General features: G+C 74.6%; 25 protein-coding genes. 12 read left to right on the top strand and 13 right to left on the bottom strand.

All coding sequences use genetic code 11. The features are described 5' to 3' along the window. From AB0K43_RS11625 to AB0K43_RS11610, 4 genes are read left to right on the top strand one after another with little or no spacing between them, the layout of a single operon-like run. Nucleotides 1–1149 carry an LLM class flavin-dependent oxidoreductase gene (locus tag AB0K43_RS11625; protein WP_363638397.1) on the top strand — a complete coding sequence of 383 codons (1149 nt, stop codon included), beginning with the start codon at nt 1–3 and terminating at the stop codon, nt 1147–1149. Then, nucleotides 1146–1955: an alpha/beta hydrolase gene (locus tag AB0K43_RS11620; RefSeq protein ID WP_363638395.1), complete on the top strand. Its 810-nt coding sequence runs from the start codon at nt 1146–1148 to the stop codon at nt 1953–1955. Before AB0K43_RS11625 ends, AB0K43_RS11620 begins: the two co-directional genes overlap by 4 nt. Next, a complete protein-coding gene (locus AB0K43_RS11615) occupies nt 1952–2479 on the top strand; it encodes a flavin reductase family protein (protein ID WP_363638393.1) in 528 nt (175 codons plus the stop codon). The genes AB0K43_RS11620 and AB0K43_RS11615 overlap by 4 nt, the downstream gene beginning before the upstream one ends. Further along, complete coding sequence (locus AB0K43_RS11610; RefSeq protein ID WP_363638391.1) at nt 2470–3588, top strand: LLM class flavin-dependent oxidoreductase; 1119 nt, start codon at nt 2470–2472, stop codon at nt 3586–3588. The genes AB0K43_RS11615 and AB0K43_RS11610 overlap by 10 nt, the downstream gene beginning before the upstream one ends. Here the strand turns inward: AB0K43_RS11610 and lysA are convergent. From lysA to AB0K43_RS11585, 5 genes are all read right to left on the bottom strand, one after another. After that, complete coding sequence (lysA, locus tag AB0K43_RS11605; protein WP_363638389.1) at nt 3578–4954, bottom strand: diaminopimelate decarboxylase; 1377 nt, start codon at nt 4952–4954, stop codon at nt 3578–3580. The genes AB0K43_RS11610 and lysA overlap by 11 nt on opposite strands. Nucleotides 4955–5196: 242 nt before the next feature. Next, complete coding sequence (locus AB0K43_RS11600; protein WP_363638387.1) at nt 5197–5988, bottom strand: ABC transporter permease; 792 nt, start codon at nt 5986–5988, stop codon at nt 5197–5199. Next, the gene (locus AB0K43_RS11595; RefSeq protein ID WP_363638385.1) at nt 5985–6959 is read right to left on the bottom strand and encodes an ATP-binding cassette domain-containing protein; all 975 of its coding nucleotides are present in this window, start codon (nt 6957–6959) and stop codon (nt 5985–5987) included. Before AB0K43_RS11595 ends, AB0K43_RS11600 begins: the two co-directional genes overlap by 4 nt. 93 nt (nt 6960–7052) lie before the next feature. Next, nucleotides 7053–7901 carry a DUF4097 family beta strand repeat-containing protein gene (locus AB0K43_RS11590; RefSeq protein ID WP_363638383.1) on the bottom strand — a complete coding sequence of 283 codons (849 nt, stop codon included), beginning with the start codon at nt 7899–7901 and terminating at the stop codon, nt 7053–7055. A 103-nt stretch (nt 7902–8004) separates the two neighbouring features. Then, nucleotides 8005–8520, bottom strand: coding sequence for a toxin-antitoxin system HicB family antitoxin (locus AB0K43_RS11585; RefSeq protein ID WP_363638381.1), 516 nt, complete (start codon nt 8518–8520; stop codon nt 8005–8007). A 286-nt stretch (nt 8521–8806) separates the two neighbouring features. Between AB0K43_RS11585 and AB0K43_RS11580 the strand changes: the two genes are divergently transcribed. After that, entirely contained in the window at nt 8807–11320 is a 2514-nt protein-coding gene (locus AB0K43_RS11580) for a DUF4118 domain-containing protein (RefSeq protein WP_363638379.1), read from the top strand. Between the two features lie 121 nt (nt 11321–11441). Further along, nucleotides 11442–11858, top strand: a complete 417-nt coding sequence (locus AB0K43_RS11575) for a DUF3592 domain-containing protein (RefSeq protein WP_363638377.1) — start codon at nt 11442–11444, stop codon at nt 11856–11858. Between the two features lie 42 nt (nt 11859–11900). Here the strand turns inward: AB0K43_RS11575 and AB0K43_RS11570 are convergent, their stop codons facing one another. From AB0K43_RS11570 to AB0K43_RS11550, 5 genes are all read right to left on the bottom strand, one after another. After that, complete coding sequence (locus AB0K43_RS11570) at nt 11901–12422, bottom strand: universal stress protein (protein ID WP_363638375.1); 522 nt, start codon at nt 12420–12422, stop codon at nt 11901–11903. Between the two features lie 192 nt (nt 12423–12614). Continuing rightward, nucleotides 12615–13004: a winged helix-turn-helix domain-containing protein gene (locus AB0K43_RS11565; RefSeq protein ID WP_363638373.1), complete on the bottom strand. Its 390-nt coding sequence runs from the start codon at nt 13002–13004 to the stop codon at nt 12615–12617. Between the two features lie 21 nt (nt 13005–13025). Further along, nucleotides 13026–13313, bottom strand: coding sequence for a hypothetical protein (locus tag AB0K43_RS11560; RefSeq protein WP_363638371.1), 288 nt, complete (start codon nt 13311–13313; stop codon nt 13026–13028). Nucleotides 13314–13388: 75 nt separating this feature from the next. After that, nucleotides 13389–13886: an Lrp/AsnC family transcriptional regulator gene (locus tag AB0K43_RS11555; protein ID WP_363638369.1), complete on the bottom strand. Its 498-nt coding sequence runs from the start codon at nt 13884–13886 to the stop codon at nt 13389–13391. Next, nucleotides 13883–14218 carry an SAV_915 family protein gene (locus AB0K43_RS11550; protein WP_363638367.1) on the bottom strand — a complete coding sequence of 112 codons (336 nt, stop codon included), beginning with the start codon at nt 14216–14218 and terminating at the stop codon, nt 13883–13885. Before AB0K43_RS11550 ends, AB0K43_RS11555 begins: the two co-directional genes overlap by 4 nt. A 713-nt stretch (nt 14219–14931) precedes the next feature. Between AB0K43_RS11550 and AB0K43_RS11545 the strand changes: the two genes are divergently transcribed. Then, nucleotides 14932–15435, top strand: coding sequence for a universal stress protein (locus AB0K43_RS11545; RefSeq protein WP_363638365.1), 504 nt, complete (start codon nt 14932–14934; stop codon nt 15433–15435). Nucleotides 15436–15524: 89 nt separating this feature from the next. Here AB0K43_RS11545 and AB0K43_RS11540 read toward each other — a convergent pair whose 3' ends face one another. From AB0K43_RS11540 to AB0K43_RS11530, 3 genes are all read right to left on the bottom strand, one after another. Next, nucleotides 15525–15782 carry a potassium-transporting ATPase subunit KdpA gene (locus AB0K43_RS11540; protein WP_363638363.1) on the bottom strand — a complete coding sequence of 86 codons (258 nt, stop codon included), beginning with the start codon at nt 15780–15782 and terminating at the stop codon, nt 15525–15527. A gap of 312 nt (nt 15783–16094) precedes the next feature. After that, entirely contained in the window at nt 16095–16184 is a 90-nt protein-coding gene (locus AB0K43_RS11535; RefSeq protein ID WP_363638361.1) for a K(+)-transporting ATPase subunit F, read from the bottom strand. Nucleotides 16185–17055: 871 nt separating this feature from the next. Then, nucleotides 17056–17868: a GNAT family N-acetyltransferase gene (locus AB0K43_RS11530; protein WP_363638359.1), complete on the bottom strand. Its 813-nt coding sequence runs from the start codon at nt 17866–17868 to the stop codon at nt 17056–17058. Nucleotides 17869–18189: 321 nt separating this feature from the next. Here AB0K43_RS11530 and AB0K43_RS11525 point away from each other — a divergent pair, with 321 nt between their 5' ends. The 5 genes from AB0K43_RS11525 (at nt 18190) to AB0K43_RS11505 (ending at nt 22999) form a co-directional block, all read left to right on the top strand. Beyond that, nucleotides 18190–18432 carry a hypothetical protein gene (locus AB0K43_RS11525; RefSeq protein ID WP_363638357.1) on the top strand — a complete coding sequence of 81 codons (243 nt, stop codon included), beginning with the start codon at nt 18190–18192 and terminating at the stop codon, nt 18430–18432. A gap of 153 nt (nt 18433–18585) precedes the next feature. Continuing rightward, entirely contained in the window at nt 18586–20718 is a 2133-nt protein-coding gene (gene kdpB, locus AB0K43_RS11520) for a potassium-transporting ATPase subunit KdpB (protein ID WP_363638355.1), read from the top strand. A 116-nt stretch (nt 20719–20834) separates the two neighbouring features. Beyond that, nucleotides 20835–21383, top strand: a complete 549-nt coding sequence (locus AB0K43_RS11515; protein ID WP_363638353.1) for a universal stress protein — start codon at nt 20835–20837, stop codon at nt 21381–21383. A 15-nt stretch (nt 21384–21398) separates the two neighbouring features. Continuing rightward, nucleotides 21399–21830, top strand: coding sequence for a hypothetical protein (locus AB0K43_RS11510; RefSeq protein WP_363638351.1), 432 nt, complete (start codon nt 21399–21401; stop codon nt 21828–21830). A 353-nt stretch (nt 21831–22183) separates the two neighbouring features. After that, nucleotides 22184–22999 carry an SDR family NAD(P)-dependent oxidoreductase gene (locus AB0K43_RS11505; protein WP_363638349.1) on the top strand — a complete coding sequence of 272 codons (816 nt, stop codon included), beginning with the start codon at nt 22184–22186 and terminating at the stop codon, nt 22997–22999. Nucleotides 23000–23059 lie beyond the last annotated feature (60 nt).

Below are 23059 nucleotides of genomic sequence, written 5' to 3'. Positions count from 1 at the left end.
ATGCCTGTGCAGTTCATCGGGATGATCTCCACCCACGACGTCTCCGAGACCCGCCCCGCCGGCGGCCCGGTCGTCGACGCCGACTACACCCGCCGGTTCGCCCAGGCCCACGAGGAGGCCGGCTTCGACCGGATCCTGATCGCCCACTCCTCCGCCAGCCCCGACCCCAACCAGGTCGCCGCCTACGCCGCCGCCCACACCGAGCGCCTCGGCCTGCTGATCGCCCACCGGCCCGGCTTCATCGCACCGACCGTCGCCGCCCGCACCTTCGCCACCCTCGACCAGTTCTCCGGCGGCCGGGTCGCCGTCCACATCATCACCGGCGGCCACGACGCCGAGCAGCGCCGCGACGGCGACTACCTCACCAAGGACGAGCGCTACGCCCGCACCGACGACTACCTCACCGTCCTGACCAAGGCCTGGACCGAGGAGAAGCCCTTCGACCACGACGGCCCGTACTACCGCTTCGCCGACTTCCACTCCGAGGTCCGCCCGGCCCAGCAGCCGCGCATCCCGCTGTTCTTCGGCGGCTCCTCCGAGGCCGCCTACCGGGTCGGCGGAAAGCACGCCGACACCTTCGCCCTGTGGGGCGAGCCGCTGGCCGAGACCGCCGAGCAGATCGCCAAGGTCCGGGCCGCCGCCGAGGCCGCCGGCCGTGCCGAGGCGCCGGGCTTCAGCGTCTCCTTCCGCCCGATCCTCGGCCGCACCGAGGAGGAGGCCTGGGACCGCGCCCACCGCATCCTCGACACCATCCGGGGCCGCGGCGACGCCTTCGGCGGACGCCGGGCGATCCTGCCCACCGGGCCCGGCGCCACCCCGCAGAACGTCGGCTCCCAGCGGCTGCTCGCCGCCGCCGCCAAGGGCGACCGGCACGACCGGGCGCTGTGGACGGCCCCGGCCGCCGCCACCGGAGCGGCCGGCAACTCCACCGCCCTGGTCGGCACCCCCGAGACCGTCGCGCAGGCCCTGCTCGACTACGTCGACCTCGGCGTCACCACCCTGCTGATCCGCGGCTACGACCCGCTCGACGACGCCCTGGACTACGGCCGCGAGCTGCTGCCGCTGGTCCGCCAGGAGGTCGCCCGCCGCGACGCCGCCGCGTCGCTCGCCGCCACCCCGCTGGCCGCCGCCGCGGGCGCGGCCCGGTGAGCGCCGCACCCGCCCCCACCCTGGCGGCCGCCGAGCGGTGGGCGCCCGCGCCGGGCACCGCCGTCCGCGGCACCGTCCTGCTGCTCCCCGGCCGGGGCGAACACCCGGGCCTGTACGGCCGGTTCGGCCGCCGGCTGGCCTTCGACGGCTACCAGGTGCAGGCCCCGGCCGAGGTGCGTTCGCTCGCCGACACCGCGCACCTCGCCGAGCAGGTCGCCACCGCCCGGCAGAGCCCCGGGCCGGTCGTCCTGGCCGGCTCCGACACCGGCGCGCTGCTCGCCCTCGCCGCCGCCGCGGGCGCCGCCCGCCCGGACGCCGTGCTGCTGGTCGGCGCCCCCGACAGCCGGCACCCGGCCGGGCCGGGCTGGAGCGACGAACTGGCGGCCCGCACCTCCTGCCCCGTGCACCGCGGCCTGCTCGCCGACGACCCGGCCTTCCGGCCCGGCCTGCTCGGCGTGCCGGTGGCCGCAGAGCTCGCGGCCGCCGCCGAGGCCGCCGCCCCGGACCTGCCCGTGCTCGTACTGCACGGATCGGCCGACCCGGTCGTCCCCGCGGCGGCGGCGCACCGGCTGGCCGCGCGGCTGCGGCGGGCCGAACTCGTCCTGGTCGCCGACGGCGTGCACGACGTGCTCAACGACGCCGCGCACCGCAGCGTGGCGGCCCAGGTCGTCCAGTGGCTGGAGCGGCTGCGGGCCGGCGGCGCCGACCTGCCCGAGCTGGCCGACCTGCCCCACCTGCTCACCACCACCGGTACCGCTGCCGGTACCACCACCGGTACCGCCGCCAGGGAAGGACATGCCTCATGACCGCCGTGGACGACCGCCCCCGCACCGAGCCCACCGCCCCCGCGGAGCTGCTGCGCCGTACGCTCCGCCGGCACGCCGCCGGTGTCGTGGTGATCACCGTGCCGGGCCCGGCCGGCTTCACCGCGACCTCCTTCACCTCGGTCAGCCTGGAGCCGGCCCTGGTCTCCTTCTACCTGGCGCAGGGCGCCTCCACCGCGCCCGCGGTCCGCGCGGCCGAGGCGTTCACCGTGCACCTGCTCCGCCAGGACCAGGAGGAGCTGGCCCGCCGCTTCGCCCGCAGCGGGGTGGACCGCTTCGCGGGGACGGCCTGGAGCCCCGGGCCGCACGGCACCCCGCTGCTGGCGGGGGTGGCCGCCCGGCTGACCGCCCGTCCGGTCCAGTTCCAGCAGGTCGGCGACCACCTGCTGGTGGTCGGCGAGGTGCTGGCCGCCCACGCCGACGGCGGCGCACCGCTGGTCCACCACGACGGCGGCTTCGGCGGCTTCGCCCCCGCGGCCGCCACCGGGGAGGGCCGGTGGCACTGACGCTGCACTGGTTCCTGCCGACCACCGGCGACAGCCGCCAGGTGGTCGGCGGGGGCCACGGCTCCACCCCCGGGGCGGCCGGCTCCGACCGTCCGCCCAGCATCGCCTACCTCGGCCAGATCGCCCGCAGCGCCGAACAGTTGGGCTTCGCCGGCGCCCTGACCCCGACCGGTGCCTGGTGCGAGGACGCCTGGCTGACCACCGCGATGCTCACCCAGGCCACCGAGCGGCTGAAGTACCTGGTCGCCTTCCGCCCGGGCCAGCTCAGCCCCACCCTGGCCGCCCAGATGGCGGCGAGCTACCAGAACCAGTCGCAGGGCCGGCTGCTGCTCAACGTGGTCACCGGCGGGGAGTCGGCCGAGCAGCGGGCGTACGGCGACTTCCTGGACAAGCGCGGCCGCTACGCCCGGACGGACGAGTTCCTCGACATCACCGGGCGGCTGTGGCGGGGCGAGACGGTCGACCACCACGGCGACCACCTGCGGGTCGAGGGCGCCCGGCTGACCAGGCTGCCCGATCCGGTGCCGGAGGTGTACTTCGGCGGTTCCTCGCCCGAGGCGGAGCGGGTGGCCGCCCGCCACGCCGATGTGTACCTGACCTGGGGCGAACCGCCGCCGAAGGTGAAGGAGAAGATCGACCGGATCCGCGCGCTCGCCGCCGTGCACGGCAGAAGCCCCCGGTTCGGCATCCGGTTGCACACCATCAGCCGCGACACCTCCGCCGAGGCCTGGGCCGAGGCCGGCCGGCTGCTCGCCGGCATGGACCCGGACCGGATCCGCCGCACCCAGGAGGCGCTGGCCCACAGCGAGTCCGAGGGCCAGCGCCGGATGCGCGAGCTGCACGGCGGTGCGGTCGACCGCCTGGAGGTGTACCCGAACCTGTGGGCGGGGGTCGGCCTGGTCCGCGGCGGCGCGGGCACCGCGCTGGTCGGCAGCCACCGCGAGGTCGCCGACCGGATCGAGGAGTACCACCGCCTCGGCATCGAGGAGTTCATCCTGTCCGGGGTGCCCCACCTGGAGGAGGCCTACCGGGTCGGCGAAGGGGTGCTGCCGCTGCTCGCCGCCCGGGGCCTGTGGCGGCGGCCGGACGCGGGAGGGCTCAGGGGCTGATCTCGCGGGCGCGGAAGTCCTCGACGGTCTCGCGGCGGATCAGCAGGCGGGCCCGGCCCTCGCGCAGGGCGGCGACGGCGGGGCGGCCGACCAGGTTGTAGCCGGAGGCCATGGAGAGCTGGTAGGCGCCGGCCGCGGGGACGGCGAGCAGATCGCCGGGCCGCAGGTCGGCCGGCAGCCGGGCACCCCGGACCAGGACGTCGCCGGCCTCGCAGTGGCGGCCGACCACGTCGACCTCCTGGGTGCCGGCGGCGAAGGTCCGGCCGATCGCCCGCACCGAGTACCGCGCGCCGTACAGCGCCGGGCGCGGGTTGTCGCTCATCCCGCCGTCGACGGCGGCGAACACCCGGCCGCCGCCCTGCTGCTTGACCGCGAGCACCCGGTAGACCGCGATGCCCGCGGGTGCCACGACCGCGCGGCCGGGTTCGACAGACAGCCTCGGTACGTCCAGGCGGTGGCGCTCGCACGCGTCGGCCAGCCGGGCCGGGACGAGGGCCGCGAACGTCTCCAGGTCGAGCGCGTCCTCGCCGGGGGCGTAGGGCACGCCGTGCCCGCCCCCGAGGTCGAGCTCGGGGAGCTGGACGCCGTGCTCGTCGCGGACGGCGGCTAGCAGCGCGACCAGGCGGTCGACCGCCGCCAGGTACGGCTCCACCGAGTCGATCTGCGAACCGAGGTGGCAGTGCAGGCCGCCGAGCACCAGCCCCGGCTGGGCCAGCACCCGTCGGACGGCCTCCGCGGCGTCCCCGCCGTCCAGCCCGAAGCCGAACTTCTGCCCGGCGACCCCGGTCCGGACGGCCTCGTGGTGCCCGGCGGCGACCCCGGGCACCACCCGGACCAGCACCCGCTGCGGTGTCTGCGCACTGGTCATGGCGGCCAGCCGGGGGATCTCGGCGAGGTTGTCGAGGACGATCCGGCCGACCCGCAGCCGCCGGGCGAGCCGCAGCTCGGCCGGGCTCTTGGCGTTGCCGTGCAGCAGGATCCGCTCGGGCGGGAAGCCGACCGCGGCCGCCAGCCGCAGCTCGCCCTCGGAGCAGACGTCGAGCCCGAGGCCCTCCTCGGCGACCCAGCCGGCCAGGGCGCTGCACAGGAACGCCTTGGCGGCGTAGTACACATCGGCGCCCGGCAGGGCCGCCCGGTAGGCGCGGCAGCGGGTCCGCACCTCGTCCTCGTCGAGGACGTAGACCGGGGTGCCGAACCGGTCCGCGGTGTCGGCCAGGCTCACCCCGCCGACGGTCAGCTCCCCGCTCCGCTCCAGCCGGGCGGAGGCCGGCCAGGGGCTGCCGACCACGCCGCCGGGCGGGGTGGCCGGGTGGGGTCCACCGGCGGACGGCGGCGGGAGGTACGAACGGACGGGTGTCACGGTCATTCGGTGCTCCTAGCCGAGGAGTGCGCGGCACTGACACCATTCCCGCGCGCCGGCCACGCCGGCCCGGCCCTGACGAGGCCTTGACCCCGGAGCCCGCTCTCCTGACACGGCATTGACGGTCCCCGCGCCCGGCGGCCGGCCGGGGACGCCGGCGGGGCGGCGTACGCCGACGCGGGGTCGGGGTACGCCGCCCTCGGGCGTGGTGGGGCGTGGCGTGGTGGGGCCGGGCCGGGGCCGGGGAGTTACTTCGGGTCGCTGTCGAACTTGGCGGTCGACCAGAGGTAGCCGAGCACCGCGAGGCCCAGGCACCAGGCCACGGCGAGCCACCCGTTGTGGCCGATCCCGCTGCCGAGCAGCAGGCCGCGGAGGGTTTCGATGGCGGGGGTGAACGGCTGGTACTCGGCGACCGGCTGGAACCAGCCGGGCATCGAGTGGACCGGGACGAAGGCGCTGGAGAGCAGCGGCAGCAGGATCAGGGGCAGCGCGTTGTTGCTGGCGGCCTCGGCGTTCGGGCTGATCAGGCCCATGCCGACGGCGATCCAGGTGAGCGCCGTGGCGAAGAGCACGAGCAGCCCGAAGGCCGCCAGCCACTCCAGCACGCTCGCGTCCGTGGACCGGAAGCCGATGGCCACCGCGACGGCGCCGACCAGGACCACGCTCATGATGGACTGCAGCACGCTGCCGAGGACGTGGCCGACCAGCACGGAGGGGCGGTGGATCGCCATCGTGCGGAAGCGGGCGATGATGCCCTCGGTCATGTCGTTGGAGACGGACACCGCGGTGCCGACGACGGTGCTGCCGATGGTCATCAGGAGCAGGCCCGGGACGATGTACGCGATGTACGCGGAGCGGTCCGCGCCGCCGCCGCCGATGCCCGCGCTCATCGTGTCGCCGAAGATGTAGACGAAGAGCAGCAGCAGCATGATCGGGGTGAGCAGCAGGTTCAGGGTGAGCGACGGGTAGCGGCGCGCGTGCAGCAGGTTGCGGCGCAGCATCGTGGACGAGTCGCGGACGGCGAGTGCGAGGGAGCTCATCGGACAGCCTCCTTGGGCCGGTCGGTGTCGCCGGTGAGGGCGAAGAACACGTCGTCGAGGTCGGGGGTGTGCACGGTCAGCTCGTCGGCCTCGATGCCGGCGGCGTCCAGCCGGTCGAGGACGGTGCGCAGTTGGCGCTGGCTGCCGTCGCTGGGGAGTTGCAGGGAGAGTGCCTCGTCGTCCCGGGTGACCTCGCCCAGGGCGAGGGCGGCGCGCCGGTAGGCGGCCGGGTCGGTGAAGCGGAGCCGGACGTGCCCGCCGGGGACGAGCCGCTTGAGCTCGTCGGCGGTGCCCTCGGCGGCGATCCTGCCGTCGTGGAGCACGGCGATGCGGTCGGCGAGTTCGTCGGCCTCCTCCAGGTACTGGGTGGTGAGGAAGACGGTGACGCCGTCGGAGACCAGCTCGCGGATGATCTGCCACATGTTGTGGCGGCTGCGCGGGTCGAGGCCGGTGGTCGGCTCGTCGAGGAAGATGATCCGCGGGTTGCCGACCAGGGTCATTGCGAGGTCGAGGCGGCGCTTCATCCCGCCGGAGTAGCTGGCGGCGGGCTTCTTCGCGGCCTCCACCAGGTCGAAGCGGGCCAGCAGTTCGGCGGCGACCCGCCGGCCCTCGTGCTTGGACAGGTGGTGCAGGTCCGCCATCAGCAGCATGTTCTCCTCGCCGGTGATCAGGCCGTCGACGGCGGAGAACTGCCCGGTGACGCCGATCGCGGCCCGTACGGCCTGCGGGGCGGTGGCGAGGTCGTGGCCCGCGACCTGGGCCTGCCCGCCGTCGGCGGCGATGAGCGTGGAGAGGATCTGCACGGTGGTGGTCTTGCCGGCGCCGTTCGGCCCGAGCAGGGCGAACACGGATCCGGCCGGGATGCGCAGATCGATGCCGTCGAGCACGGTCTTGTCGCCGTAGGACTTTCGCAGGCCGATGGCGGAGACGGCGGCGGGCGACTGCGCGCCGCGCTGCCTTGGAGTGGGCATGACAGATGAAGGCATGGAACCCTCCCGTTCGGAGGCCGGAGTGACTGGGGGAGTGGGGGAATGGGGGAGTGGGCGGGTCGGTGGGGCCGGTGCTCAGGCCCGGGCGCGGCGCACGTCGATGTTGCCGTAGCGGGTCCTGGCGCGGACCTCGACGGTGTCCTCGCTCTGCTCCGGGGCGTCGGAGTCGGCGAGCGTGTTGCGCACCTGCCCGTGGCCGGAGCTGACGTCGAGCCAGGTGGCGGTGCCCGCCCGGACGCCGACCTCGATGGCGCCGTATGAGGTCTCCAACTGAACCGTGCCGCGGGCGACTTCGGCGACACGCACGGTGCCGTGGGCGGTGGTGGCGACGACCGCGCCCTCGGCGCGGGTGATGTCGATGTCGCCGTTGGCCCCGCTCACCCGCAGGTCGCCGAGCGCGGCGCCGACGGTGGTGGTGCCGTGCGAGTTCTTCAGCACGGCGGGGCCGTCGAGGGTGCCGACGCGCAGGCTGCCGGAGCTGGTGGTGATCTCGGCCCGGCCCTCGACCCGGTCGACGGTGATCGAGCCGTGGGAGGCGGTCAGCCGCAGCGGCCCGGTCGTGTCGAGGCGGACGTCGCCGGACGAGGTCTTCACCCGGACCTCGCCGAGCCGCCCCTCGCCGAGCACCTGGGTCCAGGCGCCGGTGGTGTCGATCCGCGAGCCCGCGGGCAGCTCGACCGTCACGTCGACGGTGCCGGTGCGGCCGAGGCCGAGCAGGTTGGACTTGGGCGTCCTGACGGTCAGCACGCCGCCGGTGCAGGTGACCTCGGTCTGGTCGGCCGTCCGCACGTCCCGGTCCTTGGCCGGGTCGCGGGGCCGCACCTCGACCACCGTGTCGCTGCGGTCGCCCGCGATGAACTGGATGGAACCGGCCTCCACGTGCGCCGTGGCCGAGATCGGTTCGGGAGTGTCGAAAGAAGGCATGGCTGTCCCGTCCTCATGGGTCTTTGGGGTGCCCCCGCTGGTGGGGCGTGGTGTGGGTGAAGTGGGGCGTGGGGTGGGTGCGGCCGGGGTTCGAGGCCCGGTTCTAGCGGACCCAGCCCGTGAAGCTCTGTCCGACGGAGCGGGTCCGCTCCGTGGTGCGCGGCGTACCGCTGCCGTCGACCGCGGCCGACACGGCCCGGATCAGCCACGCGTTGACCGACAGGCCCTCCTGGCTCGCGGCCTCCTCGGCGCGCGCCTTGAGGTGGGCCGGCAGGCGCAGGTTGACCCGGGCGGTGCCGCCCTCGTCGCTGTCGGCGGGTGCCGGCGCCTTGAGCGGTTCGAGCGGGGTGCCCGGCTTGGTGGCGCCGCCCTCGGTGGGCGGCAGGGTCACCACGAAGTCGGGGTCGAGCCCGCGCAGCCGTACGTCGACCGAGCCGGGGGCGAGCTCGCGGGTGATCTCGTCCATCGCGGCGGAGAGCACGTTGAGCATGGTCAGGCGGGTTGCCGACTCCAGCGGAGCGGTGAGCCGCTCGGCCAGCTCGCGGGCGTCCGCCCCACCGGCTTCGGCGGCCACCGCGAGTTCGCGGCGGAGGGTGTCGACATACGGCGTGAGGTCCATAGCGCCATCATGGCACCACTGTGGCGCCATGCGCAAGCCCCGTTGGCGCCGCGGGTGGAGTCATGGCAAGGATGGCCGCTCTGACCTGCGGAAATGGTGGTCCGACTATCTGTGCCATGGTGGTGCCAGGTGTGCGCATGTGCCCTCGAGTGGCGCCGAGTGGCGCCACTCGGTGCCAGGTGGCGCCATCTGGTGCCATCGGGGGGGCTGCACCGGGATCCGTCCTTCGGGCGAGGATGGACACCTGGGCCGGAGTGCGGCGACGGTGGCGGACGGGAGGCCCCCGGTGGCGGCAGGCGGAAAGCTGCGGGTGTACCTGGGCGCCGCGCCCGGGGTGGGGAAGACCTACGCCATGCTCGCCGAGGGGCGGCGGCTCCACGAGGGCGGGCTGGACGTGCTGGTCGGCCTGGTGGAGACCTACGGGCGCCGGGGCACCGAGGAGCAGCTGGGCGACCTGCCGGTGGTGCCACGCCGGACGGTCCGCCACCGCGGGGTGGAGCTGGCCGAGCTGGACCTGGACGCGGTGCTGGCGCGCCGGCCGGCGCTCGCACTGGTGGACGAGCTGGCGCACACCAACGTGCCCGGCAGCCGCAACGCCAAGCGGTGGCAGGACGTGGAGGAGCTGCTCCGTGCGGGCGTCGACGTGTCCACCACGCTGAACATCCAGCACCTGGAGAGCCTCAACGACGTGGTCGAGCAGATCACCGGGGTGGTCCAGCACGAGCAGATCCCGGACGCGGTGGTGCGGGCCGCCGACCGGATCGAGCTGGTGGACCTGAGCCCGGAGGCGCTGCGGCACCGGATGTCGCAGGGGCTGGTGTACTCGCCGGACAAGATCGACATCGCGCTCGACCACTACTTCCGGCCGGGCAACCTGGGGGCCCTGCGCGAACTGGCACTGCTCTGGCTCGCGGACCGGGTCGAGGAGGACCTCGCGGACTACCGGGCCCGGCACGGCATCAAGGCACCGTGGGAGACCAAGGAACGGATCGTCGTCGCGCTGAACGGTGCACCGCACGGCGCACACCTGGTCCGCCGGGGCGCACGGACGGCCGCACGCGTGCACGGGGACCTGATCGGCGCCCACGTGCGGATCGACGACGGCACGCTGCGATCGGAACCGCCGGACCTGGAGGCCCAGCGCCGCCTCCTGCACGAGCTGCACGGCAGCTACGTCGAGATCAGCGGGACGGACATCGCCCGGGCCCTGGTGGACTTCGCCCGTACGGAGAGCGCCACCCAGATCCTGCTCGGTCCGACGACCCGCTCGCGGGTGCGCGAACTGACCAGCGGCTCGGTGATCAACCGGGTGATCCGGCTGGCCGGACCGATCGATGTCCGGGTGCTGCCCCCGCCCGGCCCCGGAATGCTGGACCTGCCGCGGTCGCCGCGCCGCCGGAGGCCCGCCGCCGTGCCACCCCGCCGGAGGTGGGCAGGCTGGCTGCTCGGACCTGCCGGGGCGGTCGCCGTGGCGGGCCTGCTCGCACCGCTACGGGACTCCGTCGGGCTGTCCGGCGCGCTGCTGTGCCTGCTGCTCGTGGTGGCCGGCGTGGCCCGGCTCGGTGGCCTCGCGCCGGCCGCCGGGACCGCCCTGGCGGCTGCGCTGGCGGCCGACTTCTGCTTCACCTCGCCCTGGTACAGCCTCTCCGTCGAGCGCGCGACCGATGCCGCGACGCTGCTGGTGTTCCTGGCCGTCGCCGGGATCATCAGCCACCTGATCGACGGCCTGGCGCGCCGCTCCCAGCAGGCCGCCCGCGCCCGGGCCGAGACGCAGGCGCTGGCCCGGCTGGCCGGTGAGACCGTACGCACGGGCGGACGGGCCCTGCCTCGCCTCCTCGGCGAGCTGCGGCGGACCTTCGCCCTGGACGCGGCCGCCGTCCTGACCCCGGCGGGGGACGACTGGCGTGTCGCGGCGTCCTCCGGGCGACCGCTGCCCGAGCGGCCCGAGGAGGCACCGTTCGCCGCGGAACTCGACCGGGGTGCAGTCCTGGTGCTCTCCGGCGCGGCCCTCACGGAGGAGAACACCCGGCTGCTGGGCCCGTTCGTCACCCAGCTGCGCCTGGCGCAGGAGCGCGAGCGTCTTGCCGGGGAAGCGGCGGCGGCCCAGGCGCTCGCCCGCACCGACGCGCTGCACACCACCCTGCTGGAGGCCGTCCTGCACGATCTGCGCACACCGCTGGCCGCGATCAAGGCATCGGCGTCCGGCCTGCTCGCCCCGGGCGCCGAGTGGCGGCCGGAAGAGGTCCGCGGGTGCGGCGCGATCATCGACACCGAGGCGGGCCGGCTGACCCACCTGGTCGCCGTGCTGCTCGATCTCGGCCGGATGCAGGCCGGGCAGGTGCCGGTGACGCTCGCACCGGTGGCGGTCGCGGACGTGCTGCGCGCGGCGGTGTCCGGCCTGCCGGTGTCCGACGTGCCGGTGGAGACCGACCTCGCGGAGGACCTTCCCCCGGTCGAGGCGGATCCCGGGCTGCTGGAGCGGGCGTTGGCCAATGTGCTGGCCAACGCCCGGACCTGGTCACCGCCCGGCGCCGCGGTGCGGGTGGACGCCGGCGTCGTCGGGGACCGGGTCGAGATCCGGGTCGTCGACCGGGGGCCGGGGATCCGGCCGGACCTGCGCGACTGCCTGCTCCAGGTCCGGCGGACGGCGGACGGTGCCCCCGAGATCCCGGCCGGCGTGGGCCTCGGCCTTGCCGTGGCCAGGGGATTCACCGAGGCCATGCACGGCGAACTGACCGCCGACGACACCCCGGGCGGTGGCACGACCTTCGTCTTCGGCCTCCGGGCGGCGGCGTCCTGAGCAGCCTTGGGGCCCGGGTGCCGAAAGCGCCCCGCACAGCTGACACGGTCGCGCGCACCGGCGCAGACTGGGAGGGCGGGTAGCCACCCGCACCCGTCGCACCAGGGAGGGAGGGGCAGCGATGGACCTGGCCCTGTTGGCGCCGTTGGCCCTGTTCCTCGGGATCGGCGGACTGGTCGCGCACCTCGCGGGGGCGGTCGGGCTGCGTGACACCCGCCGGCTGCGGAGGGTGGGCGTGCCGGTGCGGGCCCTGGTGAGGTACCGCGCGGCGGGGCCGGACGACCGCACCGGATCTCCCCGCCCGCTGCTGCAGTTCACCACCGCGGACGACGCCGTGGTGGAGGTCTTCTCGCCGGTGCCCGCGGCGCGCTCGCAGCCGCTGCCCGACGGCGGGCAGGTGTGGATCAGCTACGACCCGGCCGATCCCCGGCAGGTCGCCGTCCGCGGGCGCGAACGCGCCTGGCTGGACGTGGTGTTCCTCGCGCTCGGCGGCGGAACGCTGATCGCGTCGCTGACCCTGTTCCTGCTCGCCGTGTGACGGTCGCGGGGTCTACGGGCGCGGGGACAGCGGTCGGGGGTCTCAGGCCGACACGGCGGAGTGCCGCGGTGCCCGGCTGCGGCCGGCCAGGAGGGGCAGGGGCGCACCGCTGCGGGCGGTGAGCTCCATGCTCTCCAGGAGCTCGGACGGCGAGACCACCAGCACGTCGCAGGCCGCGTGCCCACGGCAGTAGCGGGCCACCGAGCCGTGCAGGGCGTGCTGCACCCGGCTGCGGTGGCCGCTGCCGACGACCAGCAGGTCGGTCGGGCGGTCGGCGGCCGCCACCAGCGCGCGGCCCGGCTCGGAGCGGACCACCAGCGGACGGATCACGATGTCGTGCGGGTATCCGCCGAAGGCCTGCTCGAACACGGTGTCCAGGCGCTTGCGTGCCGCGTGCTCCAGCTCGGAGAGCGGCCGCAGGCGATCCCCGTCCGTGTCCGACCAGGCGATCACCGGGACGAGTACGGCTTCCCGCCGCCCGGCCTCCTCCGCGGCCCGGTAGAGCGCGGCGAGACTGCTCAGCGATCCGTTGACCCCGACGACGACCCGAATTCCCTCGACCATGACAGTCCGCCTTCTCTCCGCTCTCTGCCGCACAGCACCGCCGGCCGGCGGAGCGCGATCGGCTCACACCCCCATTGGATGCCCGGGGCGGCGCGCCGGCACCGGTCCTTGACGTACGCACTACGCGCCGCGGCCCGTCCTTGACGTGGCCTTGATGGGAGCCCGTCGGGCACTGTGCGGACCGCTCCGCGCTCACGGTCGGGGCCGCGCCCCGGGGTCGTAGCAGTAGCCGACCTGCCGGACGGTCGCGATGGTGTCCCGGAGCTCGGGCCCGAGCTTGCGGCGCAGCCGGGCCACGTGGACGTCGATCGTCCGGGTGTCGCCGAAGGGCTCCTGGTCCCAGACGCTGGCCAGCAACTGGCGGCGGCTGTGGACCCGCAGGGGGTGCGCCACCAGGTGGGCGAGCAGCTCGAACTCCATGAAGGTGAGCTTCAGCAGGCGTCCGCCGGCGGCGGCGGTGCGCCGCACGGGGTCGACGACGATGCCGCTCACCGCGGCGGTCGGGCGAACGGGCCCCGGACCGTCGTCGGCGGGCGGCCAGGTCGAGTGGATGCGGGAGACCCGGGGGTAGTACAGCGACATCTCTTCCTCCTGGCGCCCGTGTCAGCGGTCGGCGTCCCGACGGTCGGCGTCCCAGCGGGCTTCGAGCCGGCGCGTCCCGTCCGGTCCGGTGACGGTGCGCCAGTCGGCGCGCATCCGGACCGTACGGCGGCGCGGGCCCTCGGCGTCGCCGGCGCCCGCGGCGGGGCCGCCGATGGCCAGCAGCACCGGGCTGTCCAGCGGACTGTCCGCGAGCCGGCGCAGGACGGCGGTGAGCCGGGCGAGCGCGGAGCCGTGCGCGCGGGCGGAGGCCCTGGGCGCGTGGGTGTGGAAGGCGCCGAGAACTGCCATGGGAATTCCCCCCTCGGGACGAGTTGCCGGATGTGGTGGCGCTGGCTGTGGTCGCGCCGGATGTGGTGGTGCCGGTCAGGCGGCCCCGGCCCCGACCCCGGCCGAGGTCAGGGTCGGGAGACCGGCGGCGACCGGGACGAGGCGGCGCAGGACCAGCTCCACCTGGACGGCGGCGGCGCCGCTCAGTCGCAGTTCGGCGACCGCCGCGTGCAGTTCCTGCTGGTCGACGCAGGCCAGGTGGAGTTCGAGGTCCGCCTCGCCGGCGAGCGCCAGTCCGCCCTGCACGGCGGGGATCCGGGCGGCCAGGCGTTCGAAGTCCAGCGGCACCGGCCCGTACCGCACCCGGGCGATCGCCTGGAGCGGGCGGCCGAGCGCCTGCGGGTCGATCTCGGCGTGGATACCGGTCAGGACGCCGCTGCTGACCAGCCGTCTCAGCCGGGCGCCGACGGCCGCCTCGCTCAGGCGCAGCAGACGGGCGAGGGTGCTGGCGCGGGCCCGGCCGTCGGCGCGCAGGGCGTCCAGGAGCTGGAGGTCCACCTCGTCGAGCGGGGCCGGTGGTCGATGGCCGCTCACCGCTGGTGCTGAAGGGCGGGCAGGGGCGGGGCGAGGAGCTCCGGCGCCGGTGCGACGGGTGGGGCGACCAGTTGCGGGTCCACGACCAGGTCGACGGCGCCGAGCGGGGTGGCCAGCGCGCGCAGGGCGGGCTCGGCGAGCCGGACGGACTGCTGGGCGGGCCCGAGCAGCCCGGCCAGTGCGGCGGCCGAGGTGAAGGCGACGGCGCAGCGGCTGCCGTCCCGCTGCTTGAACAGCCGCAGGGCGTAGCCGTCCGCCGTGGCCCGCACCGGGACGTGCAGCACGGGCCTGGGTTCGGCGGGCTCCTTGGGGGCGGTGTCTGTGCAGGTCACGGCTGGTGCTCCAGATGGTGGAGAGGGTGGGCCGGGTCGTGGTCCGACTCGGCCCGTACAGCTCCGACGCTAGGCCGGAACCCGCACGCCGCAAGCGGTCCTGACGCCTCGTTGACTGCCTGGGGACGGCCCCTGACGGCTCCTTGACATCGCCCGCCCGGTGAGGCCCCGGGCGGCCGGCCCGCAGGAAGTCATCAAGATCGGCGCCCGGCGCGTCAGGGCGGCGTCAGGGAGTCCCGGGGCGGCGTCGGGCGCGGCATAGCCTCCTGGACGAGGAAGCGGCCCGGCTCCGTGGGGGGAGCCCGGCGCCGTGACCGCGGCGCCGGGTGGAGCAATCCAGCGGGATCACCCCCGGCGGCCAGGTGGATGGGCAGGGGCGCGCGGCCATGAGAGCGGTGCGCCGGGCACGTAGGTCGTACCGCGGAAGCGGCTCCGCCGGGGGCGGTGGAGCCAGGTACGGCCGGTCCCGGCGACCGGGCCGCGCGCCCCTCCGTACCCGCCCGGCCGGGAGCCGCGGGTGTCAAGGGGGCATCAAGGACGCGGGGTGCCGCGTAGCCGGGGCGTTAAGGCCGCTGACGTCCGGGCGATCCGGGCGTCTACTGGATCCGAGGGAACGACCCGGATAGATCGATAGATCCATTGGTGATCCGGAGATCGTGCCAACGAATCGCAGGCCAGAAGCCTGCAGGGAAAGACCGAGGAAGCGAATCATCATGGCCGAGGACACGCGCGTCATCGTCGGAGTCAGCGGATCGTCGGGCAATGCGGCGGCCCTGCGCCACGCCGTGGCGGAGGCGGAGCGCCGTGACGCCGTCCTGGTCCCGGTCATCGCCTGGACGCCGCCCGGCGGCGAGGCCGCCTACCGCAACCGCCCCTGCCCGCCGCTGGCGAAGCTGTGGGAGCAGGCCGCCGCCGACCGGCTCGACGCGGCTGTCGCCCGGGCGCTCGGCGGCTACCCGGCGGGCCTGCGGACCGAGCCGGTGGTGATCCGCGGCGAGGTCGGCCCGGCCCTGGTGGAGATCGCCGACCGGCCCGACGACCTGCTGGTGGTCGGCACCGGCCGCCGAGGCAGCCTCCGGCGCCTCCTGCACGCCACGGTCGGCCGGCACTGCGTGGCGCGCGCCGCCTGCACCGTGGTCGCCGTCCCGCCCACCGAGGCGCCGGCCCTGCGGCCCGTGCTGAACGAGCAGCCGCTGGCGACATCCCTGGCGGCCTGACCCCGACCTCCCGTCCCGCATCCGTCCACCGATCCGCCCCGTCGGCCGCCAGGCCGCCGGGGCGGATCCATGCCGGGTGGCGATCTACATCAGCCCCTCGGCCAGGGGCCGAGGGCCAGGGCCGGCAGGAAGTTGAGCAGCGCCAGGATCAGTGCCGCCCCGGTGGCCAGGGTGACGAAGTTGATCCCGGAGGCCCGCAGCGTGCCGACCGTGACCACACCGGGCTGCTGGCGGCCCAGGCGTCCGGCCAGGGCCAGCACGAACGCGATCGGCACCTGGCGTCCGAGCAGCATCGCCACCACCATCAACCCGTTGTGGAAGTCGGTGGCGCCGTTGAAGCCCGCCATCGCGCTGCCGTTGCTCCGGGTGTTGCTGGTGTAGGCGTAGATCAGCTCGGTAGAGCCAACCGGTGATCAGCACCGCGAAGAGGCTGGGGTGCAGGGCCGCGATCCCGGTGGTCAGCGCCGCACCGATCTCGGCGACGAACATGACCGGATTGCGGATCAGGGTGACCGGGTTGAGCTTGCGCAGCGCCTCGGGCAGAGCGCGCCAGAGCTGTCCGGGGTCGAGGACGCCGGCGCCGACCCTGCGCGCAGGGGTGCGATCGGGTGGGCGGACGGGGGCCTGCGGAGCCGGTCGGGCCGGTGCGGTGGCGGATCTCAGAACTTCTTCGGGTGCGTCACGGCCAGGATCAGGTAGCCCACCAGGGCTGCCGCGACCAGCAGGCCGACGAGGTTGTCAGCGGTCAATTTTGGGCTCTCTTCGAAGGCGGGCAGGGTGTCGGCGCCTGCCCGCGCACCGATGGACGGAAAGGGACGGCGGGATCGCCCGATCGCGCTCCGGGTGGCCCTGGGGCGGGCATGCGCCCGGGCAACGGGGCAGTGGCTCAGCGGGAGCGGACCGGCCGGTGGCGCGGCGTGGGCGTGGTCCTGGCCCACGGATGGACCTCGGGCAGTTGCGGAAGGGGCTCGTGCGACCGGAAAGGGGCGACGGCGCGGGCTTCCGGCAGAGGTCGCGGCGCGGGGCCGGCGGGTCGGGGATCGGCGGTGAGTGCCGTGCTGCCCGGCGGCTCGGCGAGGGCGTGCAGGGCGGGTGCGGAGAGGACCAGCCAGGGGTGCGAGGGGCCGAGCGCTGCCGCAGAGCGGCACTCGGTGCCGAAGGTGACCGCAGAGCGGCCACCGGGCGGGGTGCGCGGGACGCGGGCCGGGTGGACCGCCGGACCCGGCCGGACGGTGCGGGGCAGTCGTCCGGCCGGGACGGGTTCGGAAGGGTCCGGCTCCTCTGTGCTGCGCTGTCGGTCCATGGTGTTCCTCCAGGGAAGACGGCAGGTGCGCCCGGCGGAGTGGCCGGAACGGACCGGCCCGGCCGGGGCACGCGGCGACGCTATGCCCCGGCCGCGGGAGGACCCGCGGGCGACGCTATGCCCCGGCCGCGGGAGGACCCGCACTGTCCTGACGCTTCCCTGACCCGGGCGTCCGTAGTTCTGACGCGGCGTTGACACCGGCCCACCGGACCCGGTCCCAGTGGGTGCCTACGCGGCCCGGAAGCAGGCCCCGGCGATCCACCGCGGGCATCGAGTCGGCCGCCGGGCAGGCGGGCTGACGGGTCGTGGCCCGCGCTTCAGACCGGTGGCCCGGCCCAGTAGGCGATGTCGGCGTGGACCGGCCGGAAGCCGGCGGCCGCAGCCAGAGCGCGGCTGGGCCCGTTCGAGCGTGGCACCGTCCAGGTGGCCACCCGGCCCCGGGCGCGGACGGCGGCGGTGACGCCGGTGACGCAGGCGAGACCCAGGCCGAGTGAGCGGAACTCCGGGGCGGTCACCACGGCGACGTCCTCGTGGTCGCGGCCGCGCAGGTAGGTGCAGGCGACGGAGGCCAGCTGCTCGCCCGCGAACGCACCCCAGGCCCGGCTGCCGTGGGTGAGCGCCCGATCCGACTCCCAGGTCTCGCCGATCCACCGCAGCTCAGGGGCGAGGTGGCCGAGGCGTTGTTCGTCGTGACCGGTGAGCGGGCGGACCCGGAAGCCGTCGGGGAGCCGCACCGGACGCGGCGCGGCCTGCTGGGCGTACACCATCCGCTGCCACGGCATGAGCGTGCTGAACACCCGGGCGAGCAGGGGCAGGAACCGGTCCGGGGCGCTGAACTGCCCGCGCCCGAGGGTGGCGAGGTACGCGGGATCGAGCCGGCCCGGATCGCCGTGCAGCATGCGCAGCGGGCCGCAGTGGACGGCCACGGCACGTGGGGAGTCCGCCCGGTCGGTCCACCAGCCGCCGTGGCCGGTGAACAGCACATGGGTGGCCAAGGTGTCCGGGCCGGGCCTCTCGTGGGTGAACCACCGGGCGTACCAGGGGTTCGACGCGGCCAGGAGGGTTCCGGCAGGGGGGAGGGAACGGCGCGGCCCGACCGCGTACGGGTCTTGGTGGACGGTGAGGGACATCGGGCCAGCCCAACGCGCCGTGGGCCGGTGACGGAAGGGGATTGACGGGCTTCTGGCAGTCGAGGGCGCACCTTTGACGCGTTCGGACCGGGGCACGCCGGCCTGTGCTCTCGGCAGGCAGCCCGTGCCGGGCCGGAGCGGGTGTCAAGGGGGCGTCAAAGTGGGCCGAACCGGCGTAGTCCGCGCGTCAATGCCCGTTGCGACGGAGGAGGATCGGGTCTCCACTGGAAGCAGAGATCGCCAGGCGGATCCCCGGACGGGGCCCGCCGACACCCCGTGCGGCTCGTGTGCGAGACCGCGTCCCGAAGGAAGCGAATGACCATGAGCATCGCCACGCACGACAGCGCCGAGGTCAACGGCTGGTCCGGCCGTCTCACGGTAGGGCCCGGGCTGCGTCCGGCGCGGCCGCGTGATCTGCTGCGTCTGCCGGTGTTCGCCGTGCCACGGGCCGCCGACACCGACGACCCGGAGGCCGATCCCGCGACCGATCCCGAGATCGACCCGGAGGAACGCCGCCGGATGTTCGGTGGCCACTGCCGGGCCGCCATGGGGTACCTGGACTGAGCGGAGGTCGCGCTGCTGCCAAGAGCGCGTCAAGGTGACCTGGCGGGCCGTCAGAAACGCGTCAGTGGCCGTACGTCCGGCCACCGCCGGCCGGTTGGCTGAGGCAGCCCCTTTGTCAGCCCCCGCCACCGGCGCCCGCAGAAGGTACGCAGCATGCTTGCTCCGGCCCCCGAGAGGGACCAGTCCACCCGCCCTGCGCCACCCGCGCCCTTCGCCCGCCGGCACCGTGCCGCGAGCGGGCTGTTCGACCCGAAGCAGCTGGTCGTCTCCTTCCCGGAGGCGCTGCGCAAGCTGCGTCCCCGGGTGATGGTCCGCAACCCGGTGATGTTCGTGGTCGAGGTCGGTTCGGCCCTGACCACGCTGTCGGCGGTCGTCTCGCCCAGCGTCTTCTCCTGGTTGATCAGCCTCTGGCTCTGGCTCACCGTGGTGTTCGCCAACCTGGCGGAGGCGGTGGCGGAGGGCCGCGGCAAGGCGCAGGCCGAGTCCCTCCGCAAGGCCAGGACCGGCACCGTGGCCCGGCGGCTGCGGAGTTGGCGGGTCGGCCTCGAGCAGCTCCGGGAGGAGCGGGTGCCGGCGGAGGGTCTGATCCTCCACGACTTCGTGGTGGTCGAGGCCGGCGAGACCATCCCCGGCGACGGTGACGTGGTCGAGGGCATCGCCGCCGTGGACGAGTCCGCCATCACGGGAGAGTCGGCCCCGGTGATCAGGGAGGCCGGCGGCGACCGGTGTGCCGTCACCGGCGGCACCAAGGTCCTCTCGGACCGGATCGTCGTGCGGATCACATCCAAGCCCGGGCTGACCTTCATCGACCGCATGATCGCCCTGGTCGAGGGCGCGGAGCGGAAGAAGACCCCGAACGAGATCGCGCTCAACCTGCTGCTCGCCTCGCTGACCGTCATCTTCATCCTCAGCGTGGTCACCCTCCAGCCACTGGCGATCTTCGCCCGCGCCGAGCAGAGCACCGCCGTGCTGGTCGCCCTGCTGGTGGCGCTGATCCCCACCACGATCGGTGCGCTGCTCTCGGCGATCGGCATCGCGGGCATGGACCGCCTGGTGCAGCGCAACGTGCTCGCCATGTCGGGCCGCGCCGTGGAGGCGGCCGGGGACGTGGACGTCCTGCTGCTGGACAAGACCGGCACCATCACCTTCGGCAACCGGCAGGCCGTGCGCTTCGTCCCGCTCCCCGGTGTGGCGGACGGCCAGCTCGCCGAAGCCGCCCAGCTCTCCAGCCTCGCCGACGAGACCCCCGAGGGCCGCTCGATCGTGGTGCTCGCCAAGGAGCGGTACGGCCTGCGGGCCCGGGCCGAAGGGGAGCTCGGTCACCTTGAGTTCGTGCCGTTCACCGCGCAGACCCGGATGAGCGGCGTCGACCTGACCTGGCCCGACAGCCCGGCCGTCCTGGTGCGCAAGGGTGCCGCGGCCGCGGTCGCCACCTGGGTGCACGAGCACGGCGGACTGGTCCCCGCGCAGGCGTTCGAGCTGGTCGACGTGATCGCCTCGGGTGGCGGGACCCCGCTGATGGTCGCCGTCCACGACCGGCACGGCGCCCGGGCGCTGGGAGTGATCCAGCTCAAGGACGTGGTCAAGGAGGGCATCCGCGAACGCTTCGCGGAGCTGCGGCGGATGGGCATCCGAACCGTCATGGTCACCGGCGACAACCCGCTGACGGCACGGGCCATCGCCACCGAGGCCGGGGTGGACGACTTCCTCGCCGAGGCCACCCCCGAGGACAAGCTGGCGCTGATCAAGAAGGAGCAGGAGGGCGGCAGGCTGGTCGCGATGACCGGCGACGGCACCAACGACGCGCCCGCCCTGGCCCAGGCCGACGTGGGCGTGGCGATGAACACCGGCACCTCCGCCGCGAAGGAGGCCGGCAACATGGTTGACCTGGACTCCAACCCCACCAAGCTGATCGAGATCGTCCAGATCGGCAAACAACTCCTCATCACCCGAGGGGCGTTGACCACCTTCTCGATCGCCAACGACGTCGCCAAGTACTTCGCGATCATCCCGGCCATGTTCGCGAGCGCCTACCCGGGCCTGGAGCACCTCAACGTGATGGGGCTGCACAGCCCGACCTCCGCCATCGCCTCCGCGATCATCTTCAACGCGCTGATCATCGTCGCGCTGATCCCGCTCGCGCTGCGGGGCGTGCGCTACCGGCCGTCCGCCGCCTCCGACCTGCTGAGCCGCAACCTGCGGATCTACGGTCTCGGCGGACTCGTGCTGCCCTTCCTCGGCATCAAACTCATCGACCTGCTGGTCGAGTTCATCCCCGGTCTCTGACACCGTCAGGAAGGCGTTCGGATCTCCGCCCCGGCCGTCAGGGAACCGTCAACGGGCGGTGCGCCCCACCGCCCCGTCGGCTTGGCTGGAAACAGTCGAATGAACGAGGAACGGACATGACGGGCATGGATGAGGGCCACCGCGAGGGGCAGCGGACGCGACGGATCGTCGTCGGAGTCAGCGGGTCGCTCGGCAGCCTGGCCGCTCTGAACCACGCCGTGGAGGAGGCCCGCCGCACCGACGCGGAGGTGCTGGCCGTCCTGGCCTGGCTCCCGCACGGTGGGGCGCACGGCTACCGCCGTGCGCCCTGCCCGCCCCTGCTGGCCGCCTGGCGCGAGGCCGCGACCAGCCGGCTGCGCGAGGCCCTCGGCGACGCCTTCGACGGCGCTCCGAGCGGCGTGCGGTTCTCCTCCCGGACCGTGCGCGCCGAGACCGGCCACGCGCTGGTGCGGACCGCGGACCGCTCCGACGACCTACTGGTGGTCGGCGCCGGCAGCGGGAGCCGGCTCCGCCGGGGGTTGCGGCCGGCCGTGGCGGCGTACTGCGTCAGACACGCCGCCTGCCCGGTTCTCGCCGTGCCGAAGCCTACGCTCCAACGTGAACCGGAAACCTTCCGTCGTCGCAACGTCCGGCACCTGCCGGCAGCTCCGGCCCAGGGCCACTGAGAGGGGCGGAGGGTGATGAGGCTCTACTACGCCCGCCCGGGCCGGCGCTCGTACCGGCCGGTGGTGGACCGGCTCGCGGTGAGCATGTCGGGCGCGGTCGCGCTGGTCGGGTTCGCCGTGCTGACCGGGGCGCTGTCCCTGGTCGGCGAGAGCCACTCCGTCGGGTTCGCCCTGGGCGGCTTCGCCGTCCTCGGCGCCGTCCTCGGCGCGGTGTCCCGGCCGGTGGCGGCGCCGCTGATCGCGGTGGCCGGCTGGCTGTTCCTCAACGGCTTCGTGGTCCACCGCTACGCGAGCGTCGAGTGGGGCGGGACGGGGACGGAGTGTGCGCGCCTCGGCCTGCTCACCGCCGTTGCCCTCGTCGCTTCGCTGCCCGCGGCGCTGCCCAGGCGCAGGGTCCGGGTGCAGCTGCTGGCCGTGCCGGCCCGGGCGTCCGACCGCCGGGTGTGACAGAGTGTCAAGGATCCATCAGGGCAGGTGAGTCGGGCTTGTCCGGCCGCGGCGGGGGTGCTTCGATGAACCTCATGAACCGCTCGACACGCCACCACGACCGCCCGCCGCATCCGCGGGCGCTGGCCGTAGTCGCGCTCATCCCCGCCGTCCGGTAGCTCTGCCTCCCCGCAGCCGATCCGGTCGCCGCGCGGGCGGGCCACAGACGCCCGCCCGCGCCTTCTCCGTCCGGCCGCAGCCTCGTGCGCAGGCCCGACGTGCCAGTCGCAGTACACCTCCCGCACTCCCGGCTCCCGGTGCGCGCATGCCTGCGCCCCGGTTGCCCGCGGTGCCTCGCAACCCTTGGATGGGTCATGTCCGCAGTCCTCTCGTCACGCACCGCCCTGGTCACCGGCGCCTCCTCCGGCATCGGCTGGGACACCGCCCGGCTGCTCGCCGCCCACGGCGCCACGGTCATCGTGCACGCCCGCACCGCCCGCGAGGGCGAGGACGCGGTGGACCGGCTGGTCGCCGCCGGTGCCTCCAGCGACCAACTGCTCATGCTCGCAGCCGACTTCACGCGGTTCGCGGACGTCGCCGTGCTCGCCGGCACCGTCGCGACCGCCTTCCCGACCCTGGACCTGCTGGTCAACAACGCCGCGGTGATGGCGCCCGAGCGCTGCACCCTCACCGAGGACGGCAACGAGGTCTCGCTCCAGGTGAACTTCCTGGCCGCGCACCTGCTCGCCAAGCTGCTCCGGGCACCGCTCTCGGCGGCCGGCGGCGCGCGGATCGTCAACGTCTCCTCCTCCCTGCACCGCACCGCGTCGATGAACTGGAACGACCCCAACCGGGTCAAGAAGTACTCCAGGGTCGCCGCCTACGCGCAGTCCCAGCTCGCACTCACCATGGACACCCGCGAGATGGCGCCGGAGGGCTCCGGCATCACGGCCGTCAGCGTCAACCCGGGCCTGTGCGACACCGCCCTGCTGCCCTTGTACGGACGGGTCGGCGCCCCGGCCGCCGAGGGCGCGGCGGCGGTCGTGAAGCTCTGCCTGCCGGACTTCCGCCTCACCGACGGCGCGTACTACGACGGCGGCGACATCGCCGAGACCGCCCTGGCGGTCGGCGAGGAGCGCTCGCTGCGCCGGCTGGTCAAGCTCGCCGACCAGCTCGTCACCCAGGCTTGAAGCCGTAGAGAGAGAGTCCCGCCGCACCATGTCCAAGCGCGCACGCAAGAAGAAGGCCCG

This window comes from Kitasatospora sp. NPDC049258, assembly GCF_040678895.1.
Classification (GTDB): domain Bacteria; phylum Actinomycetota; class Actinomycetes; order Streptomycetales; family Streptomycetaceae; genus Kitasatospora.
Note: the sequence above shows the minus strand (reverse complement) of the source record. Positions and strands in the feature narration are given on the sequence as shown.

Bases quoted from the DNA above. Each gene is read 5' to 3' on its own strand.
- AB0K43_RS11625 (WP_363638397.1), top strand. From the start codon at position 1: ATGCCTGTGCAGTTCATCGGGATGATCTCCACCCACGACGTCTCCGAG.
- AB0K43_RS11615 (WP_363638393.1), top strand. From the start codon at position 1,952: ATGACCGCCGTGGACGACCGCCCCCGCACCGAGCCCACCGCCCCCGCG.
- lysA (WP_363638389.1), bottom strand. From the start codon at position 4,954: ATGACCGTGACACCCGTCCGTTCGTACCTCCCGCCGCCGTCCGCCGGT.
- AB0K43_RS11600 (WP_363638387.1), bottom strand. From the start codon at position 5,988: ATGAGCTCCCTCGCACTCGCCGTCCGCGACTCGTCCACGATGCTGCGC.
- AB0K43_RS11595 (WP_363638385.1), bottom strand. From the start codon at position 6,959: ATGCCCACTCCAAGGCAGCGCGGCGCGCAGTCGCCCGCCGCCGTCTCC.
- AB0K43_RS11590 (WP_363638383.1), bottom strand. From the start codon at position 7,901: ATGCCTTCTTTCGACACTCCCGAACCGATCTCGGCCACGGCGCACGTG.
- AB0K43_RS11585 (WP_363638381.1), bottom strand. From the start codon at position 8,520: ATGGACCTCACGCCGTATGTCGACACCCTCCGCCGCGAACTCGCGGTG.
- AB0K43_RS11575 (WP_363638377.1), top strand. From the start codon at position 11,442: ATGGACCTGGCCCTGTTGGCGCCGTTGGCCCTGTTCCTCGGGATCGGC.
- AB0K43_RS11570 (WP_363638375.1), bottom strand. From the start codon at position 12,422: ATGGTCGAGGGAATTCGGGTCGTCGTCGGGGTCAACGGATCGCTGAGC.
- AB0K43_RS11565 (WP_363638373.1), bottom strand. From the start codon at position 13,004: ATGTCGCTGTACTACCCCCGGGTCTCCCGCATCCACTCGACCTGGCCG.
- AB0K43_RS11560 (WP_363638371.1), bottom strand. From the start codon at position 13,313: ATGGCAGTTCTCGGCGCCTTCCACACCCACGCGCCCAGGGCCTCCGCC.
- AB0K43_RS11545 (WP_363638365.1), top strand. From the start codon at position 14,932: ATGGCCGAGGACACGCGCGTCATCGTCGGAGTCAGCGGATCGTCGGGC.
- AB0K43_RS11540 (WP_363638363.1), bottom strand. From the start codon at position 15,782: ATGGCGGGCTTCAACGGCGCCACCGACTTCCACAACGGGTTGATGGTG.
- AB0K43_RS11530 (WP_363638359.1), bottom strand. From the start codon at position 17,868: ATGTCCCTCACCGTCCACCAAGACCCGTACGCGGTCGGGCCGCGCCGT.
- AB0K43_RS11525 (WP_363638357.1), top strand. From the start codon at position 18,190: ATGAGCATCGCCACGCACGACAGCGCCGAGGTCAACGGCTGGTCCGGC.
- kdpB (WP_363638355.1), top strand. From the start codon at position 18,586: ATGCTTGCTCCGGCCCCCGAGAGGGACCAGTCCACCCGCCCTGCGCCA.
- AB0K43_RS11515 (WP_363638353.1), top strand. From the start codon at position 20,835: ATGACGGGCATGGATGAGGGCCACCGCGAGGGGCAGCGGACGCGACGG.
- AB0K43_RS11510 (WP_363638351.1), top strand. From the start codon at position 21,399: ATGAGGCTCTACTACGCCCGCCCGGGCCGGCGCTCGTACCGGCCGGTG.
- AB0K43_RS11505 (WP_363638349.1), top strand. From the start codon at position 22,184: ATGTCCGCAGTCCTCTCGTCACGCACCGCCCTGGTCACCGGCGCCTCC.